Source organism: Pedobacter sp. Bi27 (genome assembly GCF_918698255.1).
Taxonomy (GTDB): Bacteria; Bacteroidota; Bacteroidia; order Sphingobacteriales; family Sphingobacteriaceae; genus Pedobacter.
Genome location: NZ_CAKKMW010000005.1, coordinates 21,669 through 39,973, shown reverse-complemented (window position 1 = coordinate 39,973; position 18,305 = coordinate 21,669). Strand labels below are relative to the sequence as shown.

12 protein-coding genes are annotated in these 18,305 nt (G+C 40.4%); 7 read left to right on the top strand and 5 right to left on the bottom strand.

Going from position 1 to position 18,305, the window contains the following annotated elements; all coding sequences use genetic code 11:
* Positions 1-139: 139 nt before the first annotated feature.
* Both LQ227_RS17340 and LQ227_RS17335 read left to right on the top strand, forming a co-directional pair.
* Entirely contained in the window at positions 140-2,956 is a 2,817-nt protein-coding gene (locus tag LQ227_RS17340) for a TIM-barrel domain-containing protein (RefSeq protein ID WP_305800045.1), read from the top strand.
* Between the two features lie 450 nt (positions 2,957-3,406).
* Entirely contained in the window at positions 3,407-5,605 is a 2,199-nt protein-coding gene (locus tag LQ227_RS17335) for a beta-glucosidase (RefSeq protein WP_230150142.1), read from the top strand.
* A 113-nt stretch (positions 5,606-5,718) separates the two neighbouring features.
* On the opposite strand, the gene LQ227_RS17330 is transcribed toward LQ227_RS17335, so the two are convergent.
* From LQ227_RS17330 to LQ227_RS17320, 3 genes are all read right to left on the bottom strand, one after another.
* Positions 5,719-6,297 carry a hypothetical protein gene (locus LQ227_RS17330; RefSeq protein WP_230150140.1) on the bottom strand — a complete coding sequence of 193 codons (579 nt, stop codon included), beginning with the start codon at positions 6,295-6,297 and terminating at the stop codon, positions 5,719-5,721.
* 169 nt (positions 6,298-6,466) lie between these two features.
* Positions 6,467-7,372: a phytanoyl-CoA dioxygenase family protein gene (locus LQ227_RS17325; protein WP_230150138.1), complete on the bottom strand. Its 906-nt coding sequence runs from the start codon at positions 7,370-7,372 to the stop codon at positions 6,467-6,469.
* 288 nt (positions 7,373-7,660) lie between these two features.
* The gene (locus tag LQ227_RS17320) at positions 7,661-8,023 is read right to left on the bottom strand and encodes a nuclear transport factor 2 family protein (RefSeq protein ID WP_230032655.1); all 363 of its coding nucleotides are present in this window, start codon (positions 8,021-8,023) and stop codon (positions 7,661-7,663) included.
* A gap of 269 nt (positions 8,024-8,292) precedes the next feature.
* On the opposite strand from LQ227_RS17320, the gene LQ227_RS17315 reads away from it, so the two are divergent.
* The 4 genes from LQ227_RS17315 to LQ227_RS17300 all read left to right on the top strand — a co-directional run bounded on the left by LQ227_RS17315 (position 8,293) and on the right by LQ227_RS17300 (position 15,001).
* Entirely contained in the window at positions 8,293-8,859 is a 567-nt protein-coding gene (locus tag LQ227_RS17315) for an RNA polymerase sigma factor (RefSeq protein ID WP_230150136.1), read from the top strand.
* A gap of 90 nt (positions 8,860-8,949) precedes the next feature.
* Positions 8,950-10,032 carry a FecR family protein gene (locus LQ227_RS17310; RefSeq protein ID WP_230150134.1) on the top strand — a complete coding sequence of 361 codons (1,083 nt, stop codon included), beginning with the start codon at positions 8,950-8,952 and terminating at the stop codon, positions 10,030-10,032.
* 154 nt (positions 10,033-10,186) lie between these two features.
* The gene (locus tag LQ227_RS17305) at positions 10,187-13,396 is read left to right on the top strand and encodes a TonB-dependent receptor (protein ID WP_230140387.1); all 3,210 of its coding nucleotides are present in this window, start codon (positions 10,187-10,189) and stop codon (positions 13,394-13,396) included.
* Between the two features lie 12 nt (positions 13,397-13,408).
* Complete coding sequence (locus LQ227_RS17300; RefSeq protein ID WP_230150132.1) at positions 13,409-15,001, top strand: RagB/SusD family nutrient uptake outer membrane protein; 1,593 nt, start codon at positions 13,409-13,411, stop codon at positions 14,999-15,001.
* Between the two features lie 275 nt (positions 15,002-15,276).
* On the opposite strand, the gene LQ227_RS17295 is transcribed toward LQ227_RS17300, so the two are convergent.
* Entirely contained in the window at positions 15,277-15,966 is a 690-nt protein-coding gene (locus tag LQ227_RS17295; protein ID WP_230150130.1) for a phosphonatase-like hydrolase, read from the bottom strand.
* A 977-nt stretch (positions 15,967-16,943) separates the two neighbouring features.
* Here LQ227_RS17295 and LQ227_RS17290 point away from each other — a divergent pair.
* On the top strand, positions 16,944-17,573 hold the full coding sequence (locus LQ227_RS17290; protein ID WP_230150127.1) for a hypothetical protein: 630 nt from the start codon (positions 16,944-16,946) through the stop codon (positions 17,571-17,573).
* A 2-nt stretch (positions 17,574-17,575) separates the two neighbouring features.
* On the opposite strand, the gene LQ227_RS17285 is transcribed toward LQ227_RS17290, so the two are convergent.
* Entirely contained in the window at positions 17,576-18,034 is a 459-nt protein-coding gene (locus LQ227_RS17285; protein WP_029274701.1) for a MaoC family dehydratase, read from the bottom strand.
* Positions 18,035-18,305 lie beyond the last annotated feature (271 nt).

Below are 18,305 nucleotides of genomic sequence, written 5' to 3'. Positions count from 1 at the left end.
ATACCCCTCAAAAAGTTTCGTAGTTAACATTTCTGCTTACTAATTTAACATTACTGCTCTGTGGTCATGATATGGCATTGTAGTTTTGCATCATAAAAACATACCACCATATTCTAACCAATTAATTCTTTGTTCCGTTATGAAACGATTCTCTTTCTTTATTATATTGTTATTTGCTGCTGGGAGACTGCTTGCCGCTGAAGCTGTTGAGACGCTGGAGAATGGGATGAAGGTCCACCCCAAGGGGGGAGCTGCCAAAACTATTGAAATAAATGTGATCAACAGCCGGATTGTTAGGGTACAGGCTTCACCCGAAAGCACTATTCCCCAGGTTACAAGCCTTTGTGTAGTAGCCGGATTGACTCCGACAGTACCTTTCAAAGTAACAGAGAATGTGGAATTTGCCCAACTCTCTACCCAGGAGCTTACCGTCAAGGTTTCCCTTGTTACAGGTAAGGTTTCATTTACTGATAAATTTGGGAAAGTAGTGCTGCAGGAGGCAAAAAGAAGTTTTAGCCCTATTAATGTCGAAAACGATAAAGGATATACCATGCAACAGGTCTTCTCGGGTACCCCGGGTGAGGCCATTTATGGGCTCGGGCAGCATCAGTCTGACGATTTTAACTATAAACATAAAAGCGAAGACCTCTTCCAGTACAATACGAAGGTGGCTGTGCCATTCATTATGTCTACAAACAACTATGGTGTATTGTGGGATAATTATTCGCAGAGCAAATACGGCGATCCCCGGGATTATAAAGACCTGAATCAGTTCACCCTCTTTAATAAACAAGGCAAAAAAGGTTTTCTTACCGCTACATATAATCAAAAAAATAACGCGCCTATTATCCGTCAGGAGTCGGCAATCGATTATGAAAACCTCACAACTGTGAAGAAATTTCCTGCAGATTTTGATTTTAACAACGGTTCTGTAGTCTGGGAAGGAGAAATTCTTGCCAACCAAACTGATATTTACAAGTTTAGTCTTTATTATGCAGGTTACACCAAAGTATGGCTTGATGGAAAATTGGTAGTACCGGAGCGTTGGAGAACTTCATGGAACCCGAATACTTATCGGTTTCCTTTCTCCTTAACAAAGGGAAAACGCACCAAAATAAGACTGGAGTGGAAACCTGATGGAGGTGTTTCCTATGTTGGTCTTAAAGCACTTTCATCGTCTCCGATAGAAAAAAATGGCAATATATCCTTTTGGTCAGAAATGGGCGATAAGATGGATTATTATTTCGTGGCCGGTAAAAACATGGACGAAGTAATCAGTGGTTACCGCACGCTGACCGGCAAGGCGAGCATTATGCCCAAATGGGCAATGGGTTTTTGGCAGAGCCGCGAGCGTTACAAAACCCAGGATGAGCTATTAAATGTGGTAAGTGAATACCGGAAACGTCAGATTCCGCTTGATAATATCGTGCTTGATTGGAATTATTGGCCCGAAAATGCCTGGGGAAGCCATCAGTTTGACCTGAAACGGTTTCCTGATGCCAAAGGAATGGTAGACTCGGTGCATAAAGAAAATGCAAATATCATGATATCGGTATGGCCAAAATTCTATGCTACAACAGATCATTTTAAACAATTTAAGCAAAAAGGATGGATGTATATGCAGGCGGTGCAGGATAGTGTACGCGATTGGATAGGCCCGGGTTATGTTGGATCTTTCTACGATGCCTATAGCCCCGATGCGCAAAAACTTTTTTGGAAACAGATGAAAGAAAACCTTTACGTAAAAGGATTCGATGCCTGGTGGATGGACGCTTCCGAGCCCAACATTCGCGATTGTACCGATATGGAGTACCGAAAGAAACTATGTGGGCCTACTGCGCTGGGTTCTTCTACAAAATACTTTAATGCATATGCACTGATGAACGCCAACGCTATTTATAATGGGCAGCGTGAAGCAGATAATAACAAACGGGTATTTTTGTTAACGCGATCTGGTTTTGCGGGTTTACAAAGGTATTCTACCGCTACCTGGAGTGGCGATATCGCATCAAGATGGGAAGACCTAAAAGCGCAGATTCCTGCCGGGCTTAATTTTGCGATGTCGGGTATTCCGTTCTGGACAATGGATATTGGTGGCTTCTGCGTGGAGAAACGTTATGGAGATGGCCAGCTTATTTTTGACGAGACAGGCAATGAGAATGCCGACCTGAAAGAATGGCGTGAATTAAATCTACGTTGGTTCCAGTTTGGGGCATTTTGCCCGCTGTTCCGCAGTCATGGCCAGTTTCCTTACCGCGAAATTTATAACCTTGCTCCAGAAGGCCATCCGGTTTACAAAAGCCTGGTTTATTACGATGAACTCCGCTACCGCTTAATGCCTTACATCTATTCGTTGGCAGGAATGGCGTATCATAAAGATTATACCCTGATGAGATCGCTCGCAATGGATTATACTGCTGATAAACAAACCTACGGTGTAAGTGACCAGTTTCTTTTGGGTTCAGGCTTGATGGTTTGCCCTGTTTATAGTTATAAAGCGCGTAGCCGCGAAGTTTATTTTCCGGCAGGAAACCGCTGGTATGATTTCTATACAGGTAAACAAATTGAAGGCGGCCAAAAGTTGAATATAGAAGCACCGCTTGAGCGTATTCCTCTTTTTGTTCCTGCAGGTACTATTTTGCCTGTTGGTGATGTGATGCAATATACTTCAGAAAAGAAAGCTGATGATATTGAGATCAGGGTTTATAAAGGAAAAGATGGCAAGTTCAGTTTATATGAAGACGAGGGCAATAACTATAATTACGAAAAGGGTGCATTTTCAACGATCAATTTTGAGTACAACCATGCTGCTGGTACGCTAACAATCAGCAATCTCGAGGGGGCTTACGAAGGGATGTTAACCAAAAGGATTTTTAGAGTGGTTGCCATCGGTAATTCAACTGCACCGGCTAAAGTTGTTCAATACAACGGTGCTAAAACGGTAGTGAAACTCTGAAGACTTGATTAATAAGCAAATGCGTTTCCATAATTTTTGTTTAAATCCATGTTCAAACCTAGCAGATTAGCAGCATTGGTACCTCATTTTGAGCTGAATTGAGCTAAATTGAGCTAATTAAGACCGCTATTGAGCTAAAATGAGCCGTTAAAGTCGTGGCAGGTAGTATAAGTGCTGGGCCGCTTGTGGCGCCCTGCTTAAGGGCAGCATAACCGTTGGCGGTGGTGCCATTCTGCGAAAGCAAGCTCTGGCTTTACCTTTTAGGTAAAGAAAAGGTAACGCCGGGGTAACCCTGGGGTAACCTTGGGGTTAGCTTGGTAGCAACAAAGGGTAAAGAACAGGTAATGCAGGGGTAATCAAAAACAGCCCTTTCGCTGGCTTTCCAGGTAGGCAGCCAGTAAATCTTTCAGGCAAAAACGATAAAAACTAAACACAAAAGAATATAATTAAATGAAATCGATATTTTTAACTGTAGTAGCAACAGGAGCCTGGTTAATGGTTAATGCACAACAAAAGCTGCCTGTTTACCTTGATATAAATAAACCCATTGAAGAGCGGGTTGAAAATGCACTTTCAGCAATGACCACCGAAGAAAAAGTGTCGCTTTGTTATGCCCAGTCTAAGTTTAGTTCAAAAGGTGTACCACGCTTAGGAATTCCTGAAGTTTGGACCGATGACGGCCCTCACGGCATCCGTGAGGAAGTTTTATGGGATGAATGGGGCGGTGCCGGCTGGACAAACGATTCTTGTACGGCCTTTCCGGCACTTACCTGTCTGTCAGCTTCTTTTAATCCTAAATTATCGCTGCTTTATGGTAAATCAATTGGAGAAGAAGCACGTTACCGCAATAAAACCGTGTTATTAGGCCCTGGAATAAACATTTACCGTACACCATTGAACGGGCGTAATTTTGAATATTTGGGCGAAGACCCTTATCTAAGTTCACGTATGGTGGTGCCTTACATTCAGGGTGTTCAATCCATCGGCGTAGCGGCATGCGTAAAACATTTTGCACTGAATAACCAGGAAGAATGGCGTGGGCACATCAATGTTGATCTGAGTGACCGTGCTTTGTATGAAATTTATTTACCTGCTTTTAAGGCTGCAGTGCAGGAAGGAAAAGCCTGGTCGATTATGGGTGCTTACAATCAATTTAGAGGCGAACATTGTTGCCACAATGACCTGCTTCTGAACAAAATCCTAAAAAAAGACTGGAAATTCGATGGTGTGGTGATTAGTGATTGGGGAGGTGTACATAGCACCGATCAGGCGGTTAACAACGGGCTCGATCTGGAAATGGGTACCTACACCGATGGTTTAACAACAAAGGGAAAGTTTCCTTACTCAGAATACTATCTGGCCAATCCGTTCCTTAAAGGCATTAAAGAGGGGAAATATGATATTGCTTTACTTAATGATAAAGCCCGCCGGATATTACGTTTGATTTTCCGTACCACCATGAGCGCCAACAGGCCCTTTGGCCGTTTCGTTTCTCCCGAACACAGTGAAGCTGCACGTAAAATTGCTCAGGAAGGCATTGTGCTTTTAAAGAATGATAAACAGTTTTTTCCTGTTACAAACGGTAAATTCAAAAAGATTGCTGTTATCGGTGAAAATGCCGATCGCAGTCTGGTCATCGGCGGGGGATCATCATCACTAAAGGTGGCTTATGAAAAATCGCCTTTGGATGGATTGATTGCTAAATATGGGAAAGACCATGTAGTATACAGTCTTGGATATGCTTCGGGGCCATCAATGTACGGACGTGAAGAACCGTCCAAGCTAAATGCTGATTCTTTGATGAATGCGGCGATCGAAGTTGCTAAAGATGCCGAGGTTGTATTCTTTATCGGAGGACTGAATAAAAACCACTTTCAGGATTGTGAAGGTGGCGACCGCAAATCGTTAAGTCTTCCTTTTGGCCAGGATAAACTGATTGATGCTTTATTGAAAGCAAATAAAAATACAGCTGTAGTACTGCTTAGTGGTAATGCAGTATCGATGCCTTGGGTAGATAAGGTGCCAGCCATTATTCAGGGATGGTATCTTGGTTCAGAGGCTGGATCTGCATTGGCTGATGTTATTTCAGGGGAAGTAAACCCTTCTGGTAAGCTGCCATTCTCTTTTCCAAAAAAGCTGGAAGATAACGGTGCACATTTTTACGGTAAAATTTCCTATCCTGGAGATAGTATTAACCAATATTACAAGGAAGATATTTTGGTCGGCTACCGTTGGTTTGATACAAAAAAAATAGTACCTCAATACGCCTTCGGATACGGCCTTTCTTATACCAGCTTTAATTTAGGCACTCTTTCTGCAGATAAGTCGACTTATAGTAAAGACGAAATCATCAAGGTCAGATTCACTGTTAAGAACACAGGAGCACGCTATGGGGCTGAGGTTGCTCAGTTGTATGTGAACGATCCTGTTTGCAGTGTTCCGCGCCCGGTAAAAGAGCTGAAAGCCTTTGAAAAAGTATTTCTGCAGCCAGGGGAAATGAAAGTTGTTGAAATGGATGTAAAAGTGGCAGATTTCGCCTTCTATGATGAAAGCAAAAAGGATTGGAACGTTGAACCTGGAGACTTTATCCTGCAGCTTGGAAATTCATCAAATAATATTTCCCAGAAACTGAAGATAACTGTTAAATAGCCGGCAGAGAAGAAGAACGTAAAATAAAACAGTATTATTTGGAGAGAAATGCCCTTGGCAACAAGCCAGGGCATTTCCTTTTAGTTTCAATCTTAATATGCTGCTGTTGTTACTTATCTGAATATTTTTTGGACCGCCAGTTGAACCTTAGCTGCGTCATTTTCGATAGTCTTTTTGATAGACTCGTCAAATGAAGAAGGAAAGTCTGCTGTAACAGAGATCAGCTGTGCATGATTGGCCACAGTAAGCTCAAAGGCATGACTCCCGAACTTAAATTTGCTTTTTATTTTGTCTGCCTGTTTTTCAATTGCCTTAGAAAATTCATAGCTGTTGCTAATTTCGTCAAAATGATCCTTTACTGCATGGAAGATCAGGTGTGTTTCTACATCCAATTCGTTGATGATCACCCTGGCATTCAATAGCTCTTGTGCTGTTTTTCCTTCAGCTCCTTCCTGTAGGTTCTTCAAAGCGGGAAGCAGGTCTTCACTGAAGATGATATCCTTTGGGTCTTTGATGAAAATTGTTGAAGGGTTACCATTTTCATCCGATCGCTGTTGAAGGTATATCGTGTCATTGCCGTCCTTAAGTTCTACGCTTGCTGGGGCAATATATTCTGTTTTGATGTCGGTAATGGTGTTTTTGATAAGCTTAACAACATATGCCAACACAGGGTAATCTGTAATATCGTTCATTGTGTCTTTTTTACAAATGTACGGCTTAGTTGAAGTGATCTAAAGCGCCTATGGAAACGAATAGATCGTTTTATTATAAATGGATCATCAAGAGGGAGTTAATTTTTTCTTTACACCGGTTATTTATATTTAAATCACAATAACTTCTGTATTTAAACCATCACTTCGATCAACTTAATGGCATTAGACTATTGGGAGAAAATATCAGCGGAAAAAACTGCCCTTCCATTTTATGTCCTGCACCAATAGGTTCCACTCCCTTAAGTAAGGCTTCGTCGGTATTCGATTCGGTACCGTCAGTAAATACATTTAAAACGAAAGCACTTCTTGAGCGTGGTGATTTATTTTGGAACGAGCCATGAACCATCAAAGGATGGTGAAACGTAGCATATCCCTTTTTAAGTTCGATTGGGATTGGGTTAAATTCTGCTTTCTGCTCTTCGGTTAAATACTGCATTAAGCCTTCCATATCCCCAGCTAAATCTGGTTTATCCAGCAAGCCCCAGTTGTGGCTTTTAGGTACATAATATAAACAACCGTTTTCGGTAGTTGCATCATCCAATCCAACCCAACAGGTTAAATGTTGCATGGGTCCGGTGCGTGTCCAATAAGAATAATCCTGGTGCCAGGCTACAACTCCTCCATGTTTTGCTGGTTTACAGAACAACTGATCGTGCCAGAAACGTACACCTTTATTACCTAAAATCTGACTGGCCGCCATCGCAAAAGCGGGATTCCATATCACATCATGAAAGCCTTCTGTAATTCGCCAGGCGCCTAAAGCATGAAATAAAACTGAATTAGGATCGGCAGATTCATTGCTGTGAAACTCATGAAACAGCCCATTTAACGGGTGTGCAGGATCTATAATTTCTGCTAATTCTTTGTTCAACCGCTCAACTTGCCATTCGTCCAATAACTTTATATCGCTAACGTATCCAAACGTCTTAAAAAAATCAAGTTGCTCGTTGCTGAGTTTGTATTGTTCCCACTCAGAAGCTTTGGTGGGCCATCTAAATAGATCGGAAATGAGTTGATGTTTTTTTGAAAGGTCTTGCTGATTGGGTATGGTCATCAATTTTATACGTTTTATGGTTAGAAATTGCTCCTTTATTTAAAGGTAATAAAACATTTTCCTTCACAGAAAGGCAAGGCTAATTTGATTCTTTTTTTGCCCGATAAGTGGTGTTTTACGATTTAATGAGCTAATGCGGTGTAACCAATTTCAGATAACAAGTGATAAATATTTAACATTGAGTTAATAATCGGTCATTAGTTTTGCGGTATAAATATTTGGTTAGTATTTATAAGTTTAGGTTAGTTGATTATAAAAGCCCAGATGGATATCGGGGCTTTTTATATTTTACCCCATGCGATAGAAAAACTCGTCGGCTACGATTTTTCCGTCTTTAACCTCATAAACACAGATTTCACTCATGGCCATTCTTCCATGGGCTTTATAAGTGGCATCAATGTTCATTACAATAGCAAAATGATTGTCTGCTACAATTGGTTCTGAGCACGAAGAGCTATGTATCTCTTCCACACTTTCTTCCCATTGTATGGTTTTCTTTTTAACAGCATCTTTGCCTTCTGTTAATTCCATTGGCGAGCCTTTTGGCTCTTTGCTTACAACATTGTCACCGTAAAGTTCATCAATGGCTTGTTCGTGTTTGCCTTCACGGCAAAGCTGCACCAGTTTGTCAGCTACTTCCTGTGTATTCATATGCTTATATTTAGTTGTGATCTAAGTTATCTAAAAATAAACGCTTTACCTGTTTAAAAGGTTTTATGTTTAGATTAACTTGAAGTGCGCAGGAGGCTTCATTTCGGAGTTTAACAAATTGTTAATCCTGGCTTGCCCTTAAATTTAAACGGATAATGTAGGTTGCGGCTTAAACATCCCGGGTCTAAATTTTTTTTCTTAATATTGACATAACGTTCAGATCCTTGGTATATCGGCCGGATGTATATACCTGAAAAAAACAGCAAACGATGTCGAAAGAGGCATATAGAGATTTATGGACATCATTTATTAACGGCGACGATGGCGCTATGAAACTGTTGTATACGGAATTTGCTGATATGCTTTATTCTTTCGGGCTCAGGTTTACCACAGATACTGAACTGGTAAAGGATGCAATACAAGACCTCTTTGTAGATCTCTTTAAGTATCACCGCACACTTGCTTTAGAGGTAAATGTAAAATCCTATCTTTTCACCTCGCTTAAACGGAAGATATGCTTAGTGCTGAAAAAGAAAGCAGCCGAAATTAACCAGCATTTTGAAATCCCTTTCTTGTTATCTGGTAGCATGGAAGAGCAGATAATAAACGATGAGCGCCAGTCGGAGCTATTGGGAAAACTCAGCAGGCAGCTTGAACTGCTCCCTAGCAGACAAAAAGAAGCACTTTACCTTCGGTTCAATTCAGAACTGGATTATGAAGAGATTTCAGCTATTATGAATGTTTCTTTAGAGACCTGTAGAACTTTGGTGTATCGCGGAATAAAGCAGCTACGCGAGCGTATGGTGGTAAGCCATATCTATAAAATACTTGCCTAAGAGCCTTTCTGGTGCCTTTTTGAAAATATTTTCAATTTATAGTCTATAAAATTCCGATTCATCACTCTGTGGTTATTATATAGTTGATACATGGATTCGAAGAATAGATACAGGGCCGAAGATTTACTTTCAGGGCGTATGCCCCAGGGGGAAGAGAACCACATTTCCGATAGTGAACGCGAACTGGCAGATGAGATTAAGATAACCGTTAAAAGTGCAGGGCAGGAAAAACTGGAACCATTGGAAGCGGCTGTGCTTTGGGAGAAAATAGCAGAAAGTACCACACTTAAGACTAAAAGATTTTCACTTAAACCCTATTTACAGGCAGCCGCAGTGCTGTTGGTCGCGTTTGGAATCGGATTTTGGCAGTACAGCAAAAATACACCCACTCATAAGCTGATGGAATTTGCGGCGCAGAATCTGAATAAAAAAAGTCCTGATCAGATAATAGAACGCTCAAAAGATAAAACGGGTAAAGTTACCGATATATCCTTGCACGATGATATCATTACTACAAACGATTATAACACAGTGGTGGTTGGCGAAGGCAGGCGTTCTGCCGTTAGTCTTCCTGATGGCACAAAAGTATGGTTAAACTCAGGCTCAAAACTAATCTACCCGATAACCTTTCAGGGCGATACCAGAGAAGTATATCTGGAGGGCGAAGGTTATTTTGATGTTAGCCACGATAAACTACATCCTTTCTTTGTAAGGGCAAAAAGTATGGAAATAAAGGTTTTGGGAACAGAATTTTATGTGAGTTCCAATACTAAAAGCGATCAGAATTATGCTGTATTGGTTCAGGGCAGTATCGCCTTTTCTACAGGCAGCTGGTTAAACAGGGTAGAAAAGAAATTGGTGCCCGGACAACAGATCAGTATTGATGCTAAAAGTAACAACGTTCACATTTCGCAGGTTAAAACTGCCGAATTCGAAGCCTGGAAAGCAGGTTATGTGGATATGCAGAGCGAACCACTTAATGAAATTATACAACGCATAGCCAGATATTACCATATCGAAATTAGCATAGGCGGATTGGACCTTTCGGGAGAGCGATTCTCTGGAAGACTCGACCTGCAGCGCAGCGTGGCTGATGTGATACAAACCTTATGTTTAGGTACACCATATACCTACAATGATAGCGAAAGGAGGTTGGAACTGAAAAAACGCTAACCAACTTGATAAAAAAAGGAGATGCGGCAACATCTCCTTCAAACAATAACCAATTCAAGCTATTATTTAACTCATTAACAAAAATATGAAAAAACTTCATGTATGTGAACCTCATGCACGCTATTTCAGGCTCAAAACTAAAATAATAAGAACTATGAAAGTAACGATGGTTTTATTATGGATAGGAATGATGAGCGCTTATGCCAGTACCAGTGCCCAGGAAAAGATGGATATAGACCTCCTTAAGGGCAATCTGCCACAGTTATTCCAGCAGATCCAGAAGCAGAGCAATTATCAGATTATTTATAAAGACGATTTCATCAAACTCAACCGATACGAAGAACTTAACCTGAAGCTGAACAATAAGACCTTAAAAGAAATCCTCGACCTTGCGCTAAGAGATAGCGGCCTAACTTATGCAATATCAGGCAGGCAGGTAGTTATCCTCTCAAAAGAAAGAAGTGAAAGTATACCTCAGGATAGTTTACTCACCTTACGGGGACGTGTATACGATACCCACGAACCACCAGGGGTATTACCTGGGGTAAGCATCCGGATAAAGGGCTCTACTATTGGAACGAGCACCGATGGAGATGGATATTTTACTATAAAGGCCAAAAAAGGAGATGTTTTGGTCTTTTCGATGGTCAGCTTCTCTAGTTTTGAATACACCGTGGTAAAGGCCGATCGGAGCCTTAACTTATCATTAAAAGAGAATGTTTCTGCCCTTAACGAAGTGGTAGTGGTTGGCCTTAACGAGCAGCAGAAAAAACATATTGCCAGCTCTATTGCTTCATTGAACGTTAAATCGAATATTGAGGGGAAACCCATTACCACGCTCTCACAATCGTTACAGGGCGGGGTTACAGGGATAAATGTAACCCAATCATCTGGTCTTCCTGGAGGAGATGCTGCGGCGATCAAAATCAGGGGAATAAGTACATTAGGCAACTCCGATCCATTGGTGCTTGTAGATGGTATACCGATGGATATGAACCATATCGATCCGGTTACTGTTGAGAGTGTTACGGTGCTTAAAGATGCTGCTGCCGCATCCAGCTATGGTTCTCGTGGCGCAAACGGGGTAATCGTGGTGACTACCAAACGTGGTGTACCCGGAAAAGTATCCTTAGTTTATGACGGTTATTATGGTGTACAGCATGCCTCAGCGCTACCAGCCACGGTTGATGCACCTACTTATATGCGCATGTATAATGAGGCTAGTTACAATAACAATCCCACCAATGCATTACCTTTTACGCAAGAACAGATTGATAATACGCGTAATGGGATGGATCCGGTAGCCAATAACGGAAAGGCTTTTGCCAATACCAATTGGTTGGATATGCTGATAGATGATGCAGCGCCCATTACGAGTAGTTCACTATCGCTCAGTGGAGGAAGTAGTATCGCCCGTTTTGCCCTTACCGGCAATTATACTTACCAGAAAGGCATTATTCCGCTAAGTAATATGAAACGTTTCAATATCCGCGCAAATACCACCATATCGCTAAGTGATAAGTTTCAGGTTAACCTGGATCTGCTTGCCATCAAAAGAGATACCCAGCAGCCCAATAGAATCAGTGCAACCGGCAATACTGGAAACAGGCTTCTGGAGGATATGTACCGTGTACCGCCAACCATTATCCCCAGATTTCCTGAAAAGGATGGAAGGACATTCTATGGCCAATATGTTGATATCGTAAATCCACTGGCTTATGCAGAAGTGGGCGGCAAAAGGGCCGCAGAGTTTGGGCAAACCAGTATTAACCTTCAGCCCAAATGGGAGATGTTCAGAAACTTTAACCTGAAAGGACAGTTTAGTTTTCGCCTGAACAGCGACGTAACACGCGATACCAGAGAGAACTTTAATCACTTCGATTACTTTACAGGCAACCTGCTGCGTACGTGGGCTTTACAACGGGCTACCACCATGGCAAGGACTACTTACTATTATGCTGGTTTAACAGCAGATTACACGCTTGACTGGGGTGACCACAGGCTATTTGCACTTGGTGGCTATTCTCAGGAAGAAACCAACAGTGGTGCGTGGGAGGTATTCTCCATCATGTCGGGTTATGCAAAATTAAATTATGCTTACAAAGACAAGTACTTGCTGGAGGGAACAATCCGTACCGATGGCTCTTCCCGGTTTGGTCCCGGAAATAAGTTTGGTGTATTTCCTTCTGTTGCACTCGGCTGGAACCTCCACAATGAGAACTTCCTTAAAGAAAGCAGTTTGATCAACAATTTCAAGATCCGGGCCTCATACGGTAAGCTTGGTAACGATAACATAGGTTTGTACCGTTATCAAACGCTGATCAACAATTCCAGCGGGGTAGAAACCACCTATGGTAATCCGGATATTACCTGGGAATCAGTAAATATGCTCGATCTTGGTTTGGATGTAGGACTTTTTAAAGACAATAAACTCGAATTGACTTTCGATTATTATAATAAACTCACTAAGGATATTATCCTTAACCCAACCCTTCCTCTGGTTGGTGGTTTCGAATCTGATGTTCCTGTAAATGCAGGCGAGGTAAGGAACAGCGGTTGGGAGTTATCAATGAACTACAACGACAGGCTTGGGCAGGATTTTAATATTTCGTTCAGACCAGGACTATCGTATAATAAAAACGAAGTTCGCAAACTTCAAGGTGGCGATATCATTACCACTACAACAATATCAAGAGTTGGTGGGCCTATTAATGGTATTTTTGGCTACCGTACAAACGGCTTATTGCAGGCGAGTGATTTTGATGCCGCTGGAAAACCCATAATACCAGTCCTGCCCAATTCAAAACCAGGTGATATCCGATATCTGGATATCGACGGAGATAAGGTAATCGGTTTGGGCGATCAAGGGCTTATCGGTAACCCTATACCGGAACTTACCTATTTTGCCAATTTCCGCATTGCCTATAAGAATTTCGATCTGGAAGCGCTCGTACAGGGAACGGGAAAATCAGATGCAGTGCTATACGGTATGTTTGCCTATCCATTCGACTTTAGTGCTGATGGAGGGGTGCCAACAACATATTATGCTGATAATTACTGGACACCACAGCATACAGATGCCCGTTTCCCTAGGCTGAACATTGCACCGGCCAACAACAAGGTATCTTCCGATTTCTGGTTCCAGAACGGGTCTTACCTAAGGGTGAAATACCTTCAGCTTGGCTATAGTTTTCAGGCGCCACTGGTAAAAAAGCTAGGTGTAAATTCCATAAGGGCTTATTTCAATGCCCAGAACCCTTTCACCTTCACTTCTGTTAAGATTACCGATCCGGAGAGCAGGGGATACCAATGGACCTATGGACTGGTAAAACTTTATACTATTGGACTTAGCATTAAATTCTAACCTTTAAAGGACATGAAAAAGATATATTATTTATTCTTCTCTCTTCTGCTGATCATTTTCAGTGGATGTGAAAAATTCCTGACGCACGATAACCCGACAGATGTGGATGATGAAACCTGGTGGAATACCGAAGCAAACATTACTGCCGCACTGAACTCAATCTATGCCGGAATTCCCGACGGATCATCTGGCAGACAATTGATGTTTTTGGATGCACTCAGCGATAATGCTGTAGCCAGACAGAGCCTTCGTGGCGATTACGAATCTTATGTAAAAGGCCTTCAAGGTGCCAATTGGGGTGTGGGAACAGGAATCTGGGATGACGATTACCGCGATATAAGAAGAGCAAACCGCTTTTTGGAAAATATTGATAGGGCTTATATGCCAGTTGAAAAACTAAAAAATCAGTATCTGGCAGAGGCGAGGGCATTAAGAGCTTACTACCATATGGAGCTATCGATGTTTTTTGGCGGAATTACCATCATGAAACAATCGGTAACCCCTGCTGGAAGTTATCTTCCGAGGAGTACTGCAAAAGAAGTATACGATTTTGTGGTTTCTGAACTTACTGAATGCGCAAACAGCGGTGCTCTTCCTAATAAATATATAGATAATGTGGATCTTAAACGTATGTCGGCTGCTACTTGTTGGGGCTTGATATCTAAATTTGCATTATATAACAAGGATTATGAAAGGGCCAAAAATGCGGCCAAAAAGATTATCGATATGGGAGATTACAGCCTGCGTAAAAGTACCACAATAAAAACCAGCTATGCAGACCTGTTCCTTTATACTGGTGAGATTAACAACGAACGTATCTTTTTTAGGGAGATTACCAGTGGAGGTAACCAATGGAATACCTTTGCGCCTCAGGGTACAGGTGGAAAAACTGTGGTATCGCCAACAGCATCAATGGTTAACGCCTATGAAACTAAACAAGGAAAAACTTTGGCAGAACTTGGTCCCGATTCATTGGCTATATACACCAAAGAGCCAAACTATAAAAACAACCGCGATCCTAGACTTATTGCTTCCGTTATCCTGCCCGGTAGTACTTATACTGGCGTAGTGCTAAAACCTTTTGAAGCTGGTCTTGATAAATTGGGAGATCAGAACTCTACGGCAACAGGCTATTGGATAAATAAATACCTCGATCCGAAGGATAAGACAGGTACCAGAACTTTGGATTATATGATTATGCGTTACGCTGAAGTATTGTTAAACTATGTGGAGTGTCTGGTAGAACTTAATGATTATAGTAATCCCGATGTAGTTAAATACCTCAATGAAATCAGAAATAGGGCGGGTATGCCAAATGTTAACACGGCGGTATACAATACTCAGGAAAAACTGCGGGAGTTGGTGCGGAGGGAGAGACGGGTTGAACTTGCTTTTGAAGGTGTGCGTTATTACGATATCCGTAGATGGGAAATATTCGAACAGGTAATGAACGGTCAGGTTTATGGTGCTATAGATCCTGCAACCAATCAACCCGTAAATGTAGAGGTTAGGTCGGCAAAGGCCAACCGGGATATGGTATGGCCGATTCCGCAAAAGGAATTATTGGCTAATCCCCAGATGACCCAGAACCCTAACTATAACTAAGGTTTTGAAATTTAAAAGCGGTTGTATTATAAAGGTGAGATTTTAATCCCGAATGGTTCAGCTTTTTAGAAAAACATTGGGGTGACGGTGACAGGTTTCGGGGTATTGTCATCTCGACCGCAGTATTCCAAAGGAATTTCTTTGGAGGGCTTACAACAATGCTAATTTAAAGGCTTCTGGTATAACACCAGGAGCCTTTTATGTTTAAATACAATCGTTTGCCCCGATTTGTATGTTAGCATATACCGTGGCAATTATTTAATCATTTCAATTATTTAGTTCTGCTTGGTTACCATAGCATAGATTTCCATTAAATTGTTTATTACCGCGTCAGGTTTAGCTTTTTCTAATTGTTTCTGTGTATGTGCGCCTGTGGTAATGCCAATGTTTAAGCCGCAACCTGCATTTTTACCTTCTTCAATATCAATACTTGAATCTCCAACCTTAACAACCGATTTACCATCGGTAAGACCATACTGTCTCATTGCCAATAAAATCATATCAGGTTCAGGCCTATTCTGGCTAACTTCTGAAGCAGTAACGAGCGTATCGAATTCGGTACCTGCCTTCCAGCCTAGTCTGCTCAGGATAGCCTCTGCAGTAACCCTGTCATAACCTGTATTAAGCACCGAAATTATTCCTTCTTCCCGAAGTTTTTCAAAAAGTTCAATCGAACCTGGTTGAGGTAAAATTTCCTCAGTTTCGTACGCCAGTTTCAGTTTGCCAATAAATTCTTCATATATATCAAAAACCATGGCTTCATCAAAAGAACCTTCGTAAGTTTTAAGTACCGATCTGATTGCTTCTTTTTTTTCCTTTCCGGCTGCAACAGCAAGGACCTGATCAAGGGTATATGAAAAACCAGCGGCATTTATTGCATCCATTAGGGTTTTGTAAACTAGGTTGTTTTCGTTCACTGTAGTGCCAGCCATATCGAATACTACCATTTTAATTTCTGGGTACATCTGCTTTATATTAAATTGGATAAATTAATTTTTTGAACTTTATCGTCAAATATACCATCGGTATTTTTACTAAACAAATGTTTAGTAATAGTTAACATTTAAATTAACATTTGTTTACTTTAGCTAAACATTAAAATCATTTTTGCATTATTGTTTTTCGTCATTGAGAAAGGATGGAGCAGGCAGCCAGAATTAAATTAACAGAAAAAGATAAATACGAAAAATAGAATCCTAATTAGTTACGAATTTACGTTGCTCAAAGAAAGTATTCAGAAAAGTCACTTAACTTAAAAGGTTAACGGGGTGTAATTGTAAAATCGAAAATATCAAAATTACGTGGATAGGCTTGTGCATTCGCCAGTACGATTTACATGGATCGTTAAAATAATCTCTGGTTTTTTAGATCTTGATCATGTGATAATCAGTATGGTTTGTTTTAAATTATAAAGCTTAATATAAAAATGTTGTTCGTTTCTAAAATGATGCACTTCTATTTCTTTTATCAGTCCTGAATATGATTCGTATGTAATATAATCACCCTCCCGGAGCGTTTGAAGCTCAGCACGGCTGGTCCATCTTTGTATTCTCATATTTGTGATAAACTGGCTCCTATAACAGGACCAACATTAAGGATTGCTGAAAGAGAGCGCCCTTTTTAACAGGTTTTCACCCGTTATTTGTCAGTATAGCTTTTATTTACTCACATAAAACATATGTTACGCCGGTTTTACGCATACATTAAAATGGTTTGTTTGGTGCAGTAGAATAGTCATCTAAAAAAAACGTTTTTTGTAATTATAAAAATCGAAATTCTGCCCACATGTTTTAAATGTAGCTAATCATTAAAACAATATAATTGCTGGCAAGAATATACTTTTCTACAGCACAGCTTAAATAAATGTAAAGTAAATTGTTCATCAATTGTGAAGTGCAATAAACCGTTAATTCCATAATTTGCATCTGATTAATTGTTGGATATGAAAAATAAAATTTTGCCTTTTTTGGGGTTTATTTTATTCATTTGTTTTAGCTGTAACTCAACTAAGAATCTGAGGGCTTCTCATGCTATTGGTAAAACTGCTGTTCAAATAAGGGATGGCAACCAGTTAATTGATTCACTTTTAGCTGATCGGTTTAGTTACAACAAAGCGCTGATTGAAGATGGCTTTAATTCAAAAAAACAGCTTCCAAAACCCACAGCAATCATTAATAATACTCCGCTCAAAACCATATCGTTCAATGGCTTAAATTATTTAGTTAAGGATGATAAAGTTGTTGACATTAAAGGGCTTAAGCTATCCGCGTCAGCGCTGTCTATAATAACCGAAAAGTTATCAAACTTAGATCAGATCCAGTACAATTGTTGTGAAAAAGCAAACCTGGAATACCAACAGAAAAATCGCGATATGAATGCCATTAAAACACTTGATCGTCAGTATTTTGCAGCACTGAATACCTTAAAAAACATCATTTCAAGCATAGCCATCGAAGCCAGAAAACGGAATGCATCTGTATCGATAGAAATGTCGCTGGCCAAGATCAAGTTACCCGATATCATTAATCCTGATATGAAAACTAAACGTAATTATGTAGCCAAAATTGAATGATATCAGATGAAGTGGTACAAGAATACAACATCACCCACATATGCTGGTTTGGGTTGGTCTTTAATCACCAGCGTTGCCTGAATTGTAACTTTAGTTATTCCCCTCAAATTGCTAATGCAATTTAATTTTGCTTTTAATTGCACTTCGCTATCCACTAAAACTGCCTGACCAAATTTAAAACGTTCAATACCATAATTGATTTCCATTTTAATATTACGTACATCCGCAATCTGTTTCCATAAATAAGGAATTAAGGATAAGGTTAAATATCCATGTGCTATTGTTGCCTTAAATGGCCCTTCATTTTTAGCTTTTTCCGGATCGGTGTGTATCCATTGGTGATCTAAGGTTGCATCGGCAAATTTATTGATCTGTTCTTGGTCTATGGTATGCCATTGCGAAACACCTAGTTCTTTACCTAGATGTGATTCATACTCTTCGAAATTATTAATCACCAACATATATTCTGTTTATAAGATTAGTACTGTTAAAAACTCCTTTAGGCATAACAATCCTTCAGGTATTATAGTTTTATTCAAGCTTTTGTATTCAATTATAATCATAATAACGGTGTATTTGCAGGATATGGTTGAAAATATTCAAAAGATTTTTCTGTCCATTTTGCATTGATTTATGAACAGCAAGTGCAGGTTGTTTATAATCAGCTAGATAAGTACTATCGCTGTTTACTCAAAATCGATTAAATTTTAAAAAAAAGAATTAACTGGAAAC

Bases quoted from the DNA above. Each gene is read 5' to 3' on its own strand.
- LQ227_RS17340 (WP_305800045.1), top strand. From the start codon at position 140: ATGAAACGATTCTCTTTCTTTATTATATTGTTATTTGCTGCTGGGAGA.
- LQ227_RS17335 (WP_230150142.1), top strand. From the start codon at position 3,407: ATGAAATCGATATTTTTAACTGTAGTAGCAACAGGAGCCTGGTTAATG.
- LQ227_RS17330 (WP_230150140.1), bottom strand. From the start codon at position 6,297: ATGAACGATATTACAGATTACCCTGTGTTGGCATATGTTGTTAAGCTT.
- LQ227_RS17325 (WP_230150138.1), bottom strand. From the start codon at position 7,372: ATGACCATACCCAATCAGCAAGACCTTTCAAAAAAACATCAACTCATT.
- LQ227_RS17320 (WP_230032655.1), bottom strand. From the start codon at position 8,023: ATGAATACACAGGAAGTAGCTGACAAACTGGTGCAGCTTTGCCGTGAA.
- LQ227_RS17315 (WP_230150136.1), top strand. From the start codon at position 8,293: ATGTCGAAAGAGGCATATAGAGATTTATGGACATCATTTATTAACGGC.
- LQ227_RS17310 (WP_230150134.1), top strand. From the start codon at position 8,950: ATGGATTCGAAGAATAGATACAGGGCCGAAGATTTACTTTCAGGGCGT.
- LQ227_RS17305 (WP_230140387.1), top strand. From the start codon at position 10,187: ATGAAAGTAACGATGGTTTTATTATGGATAGGAATGATGAGCGCTTAT.
- LQ227_RS17300 (WP_230150132.1), top strand. From the start codon at position 13,409: ATGAAAAAGATATATTATTTATTCTTCTCTCTTCTGCTGATCATTTTC.
- LQ227_RS17295 (WP_230150130.1), bottom strand. From the start codon at position 15,966: ATGTACCCAGAAATTAAAATGGTAGTATTCGATATGGCTGGCACTACA.
- LQ227_RS17290 (WP_230150127.1), top strand. From the start codon at position 16,944: ATGAAAAATAAAATTTTGCCTTTTTTGGGGTTTATTTTATTCATTTGT.
- LQ227_RS17285 (WP_029274701.1), bottom strand. From the start codon at position 18,034: ATGTTGGTGATTAATAATTTCGAAGAGTATGAATCACATCTAGGTAAA.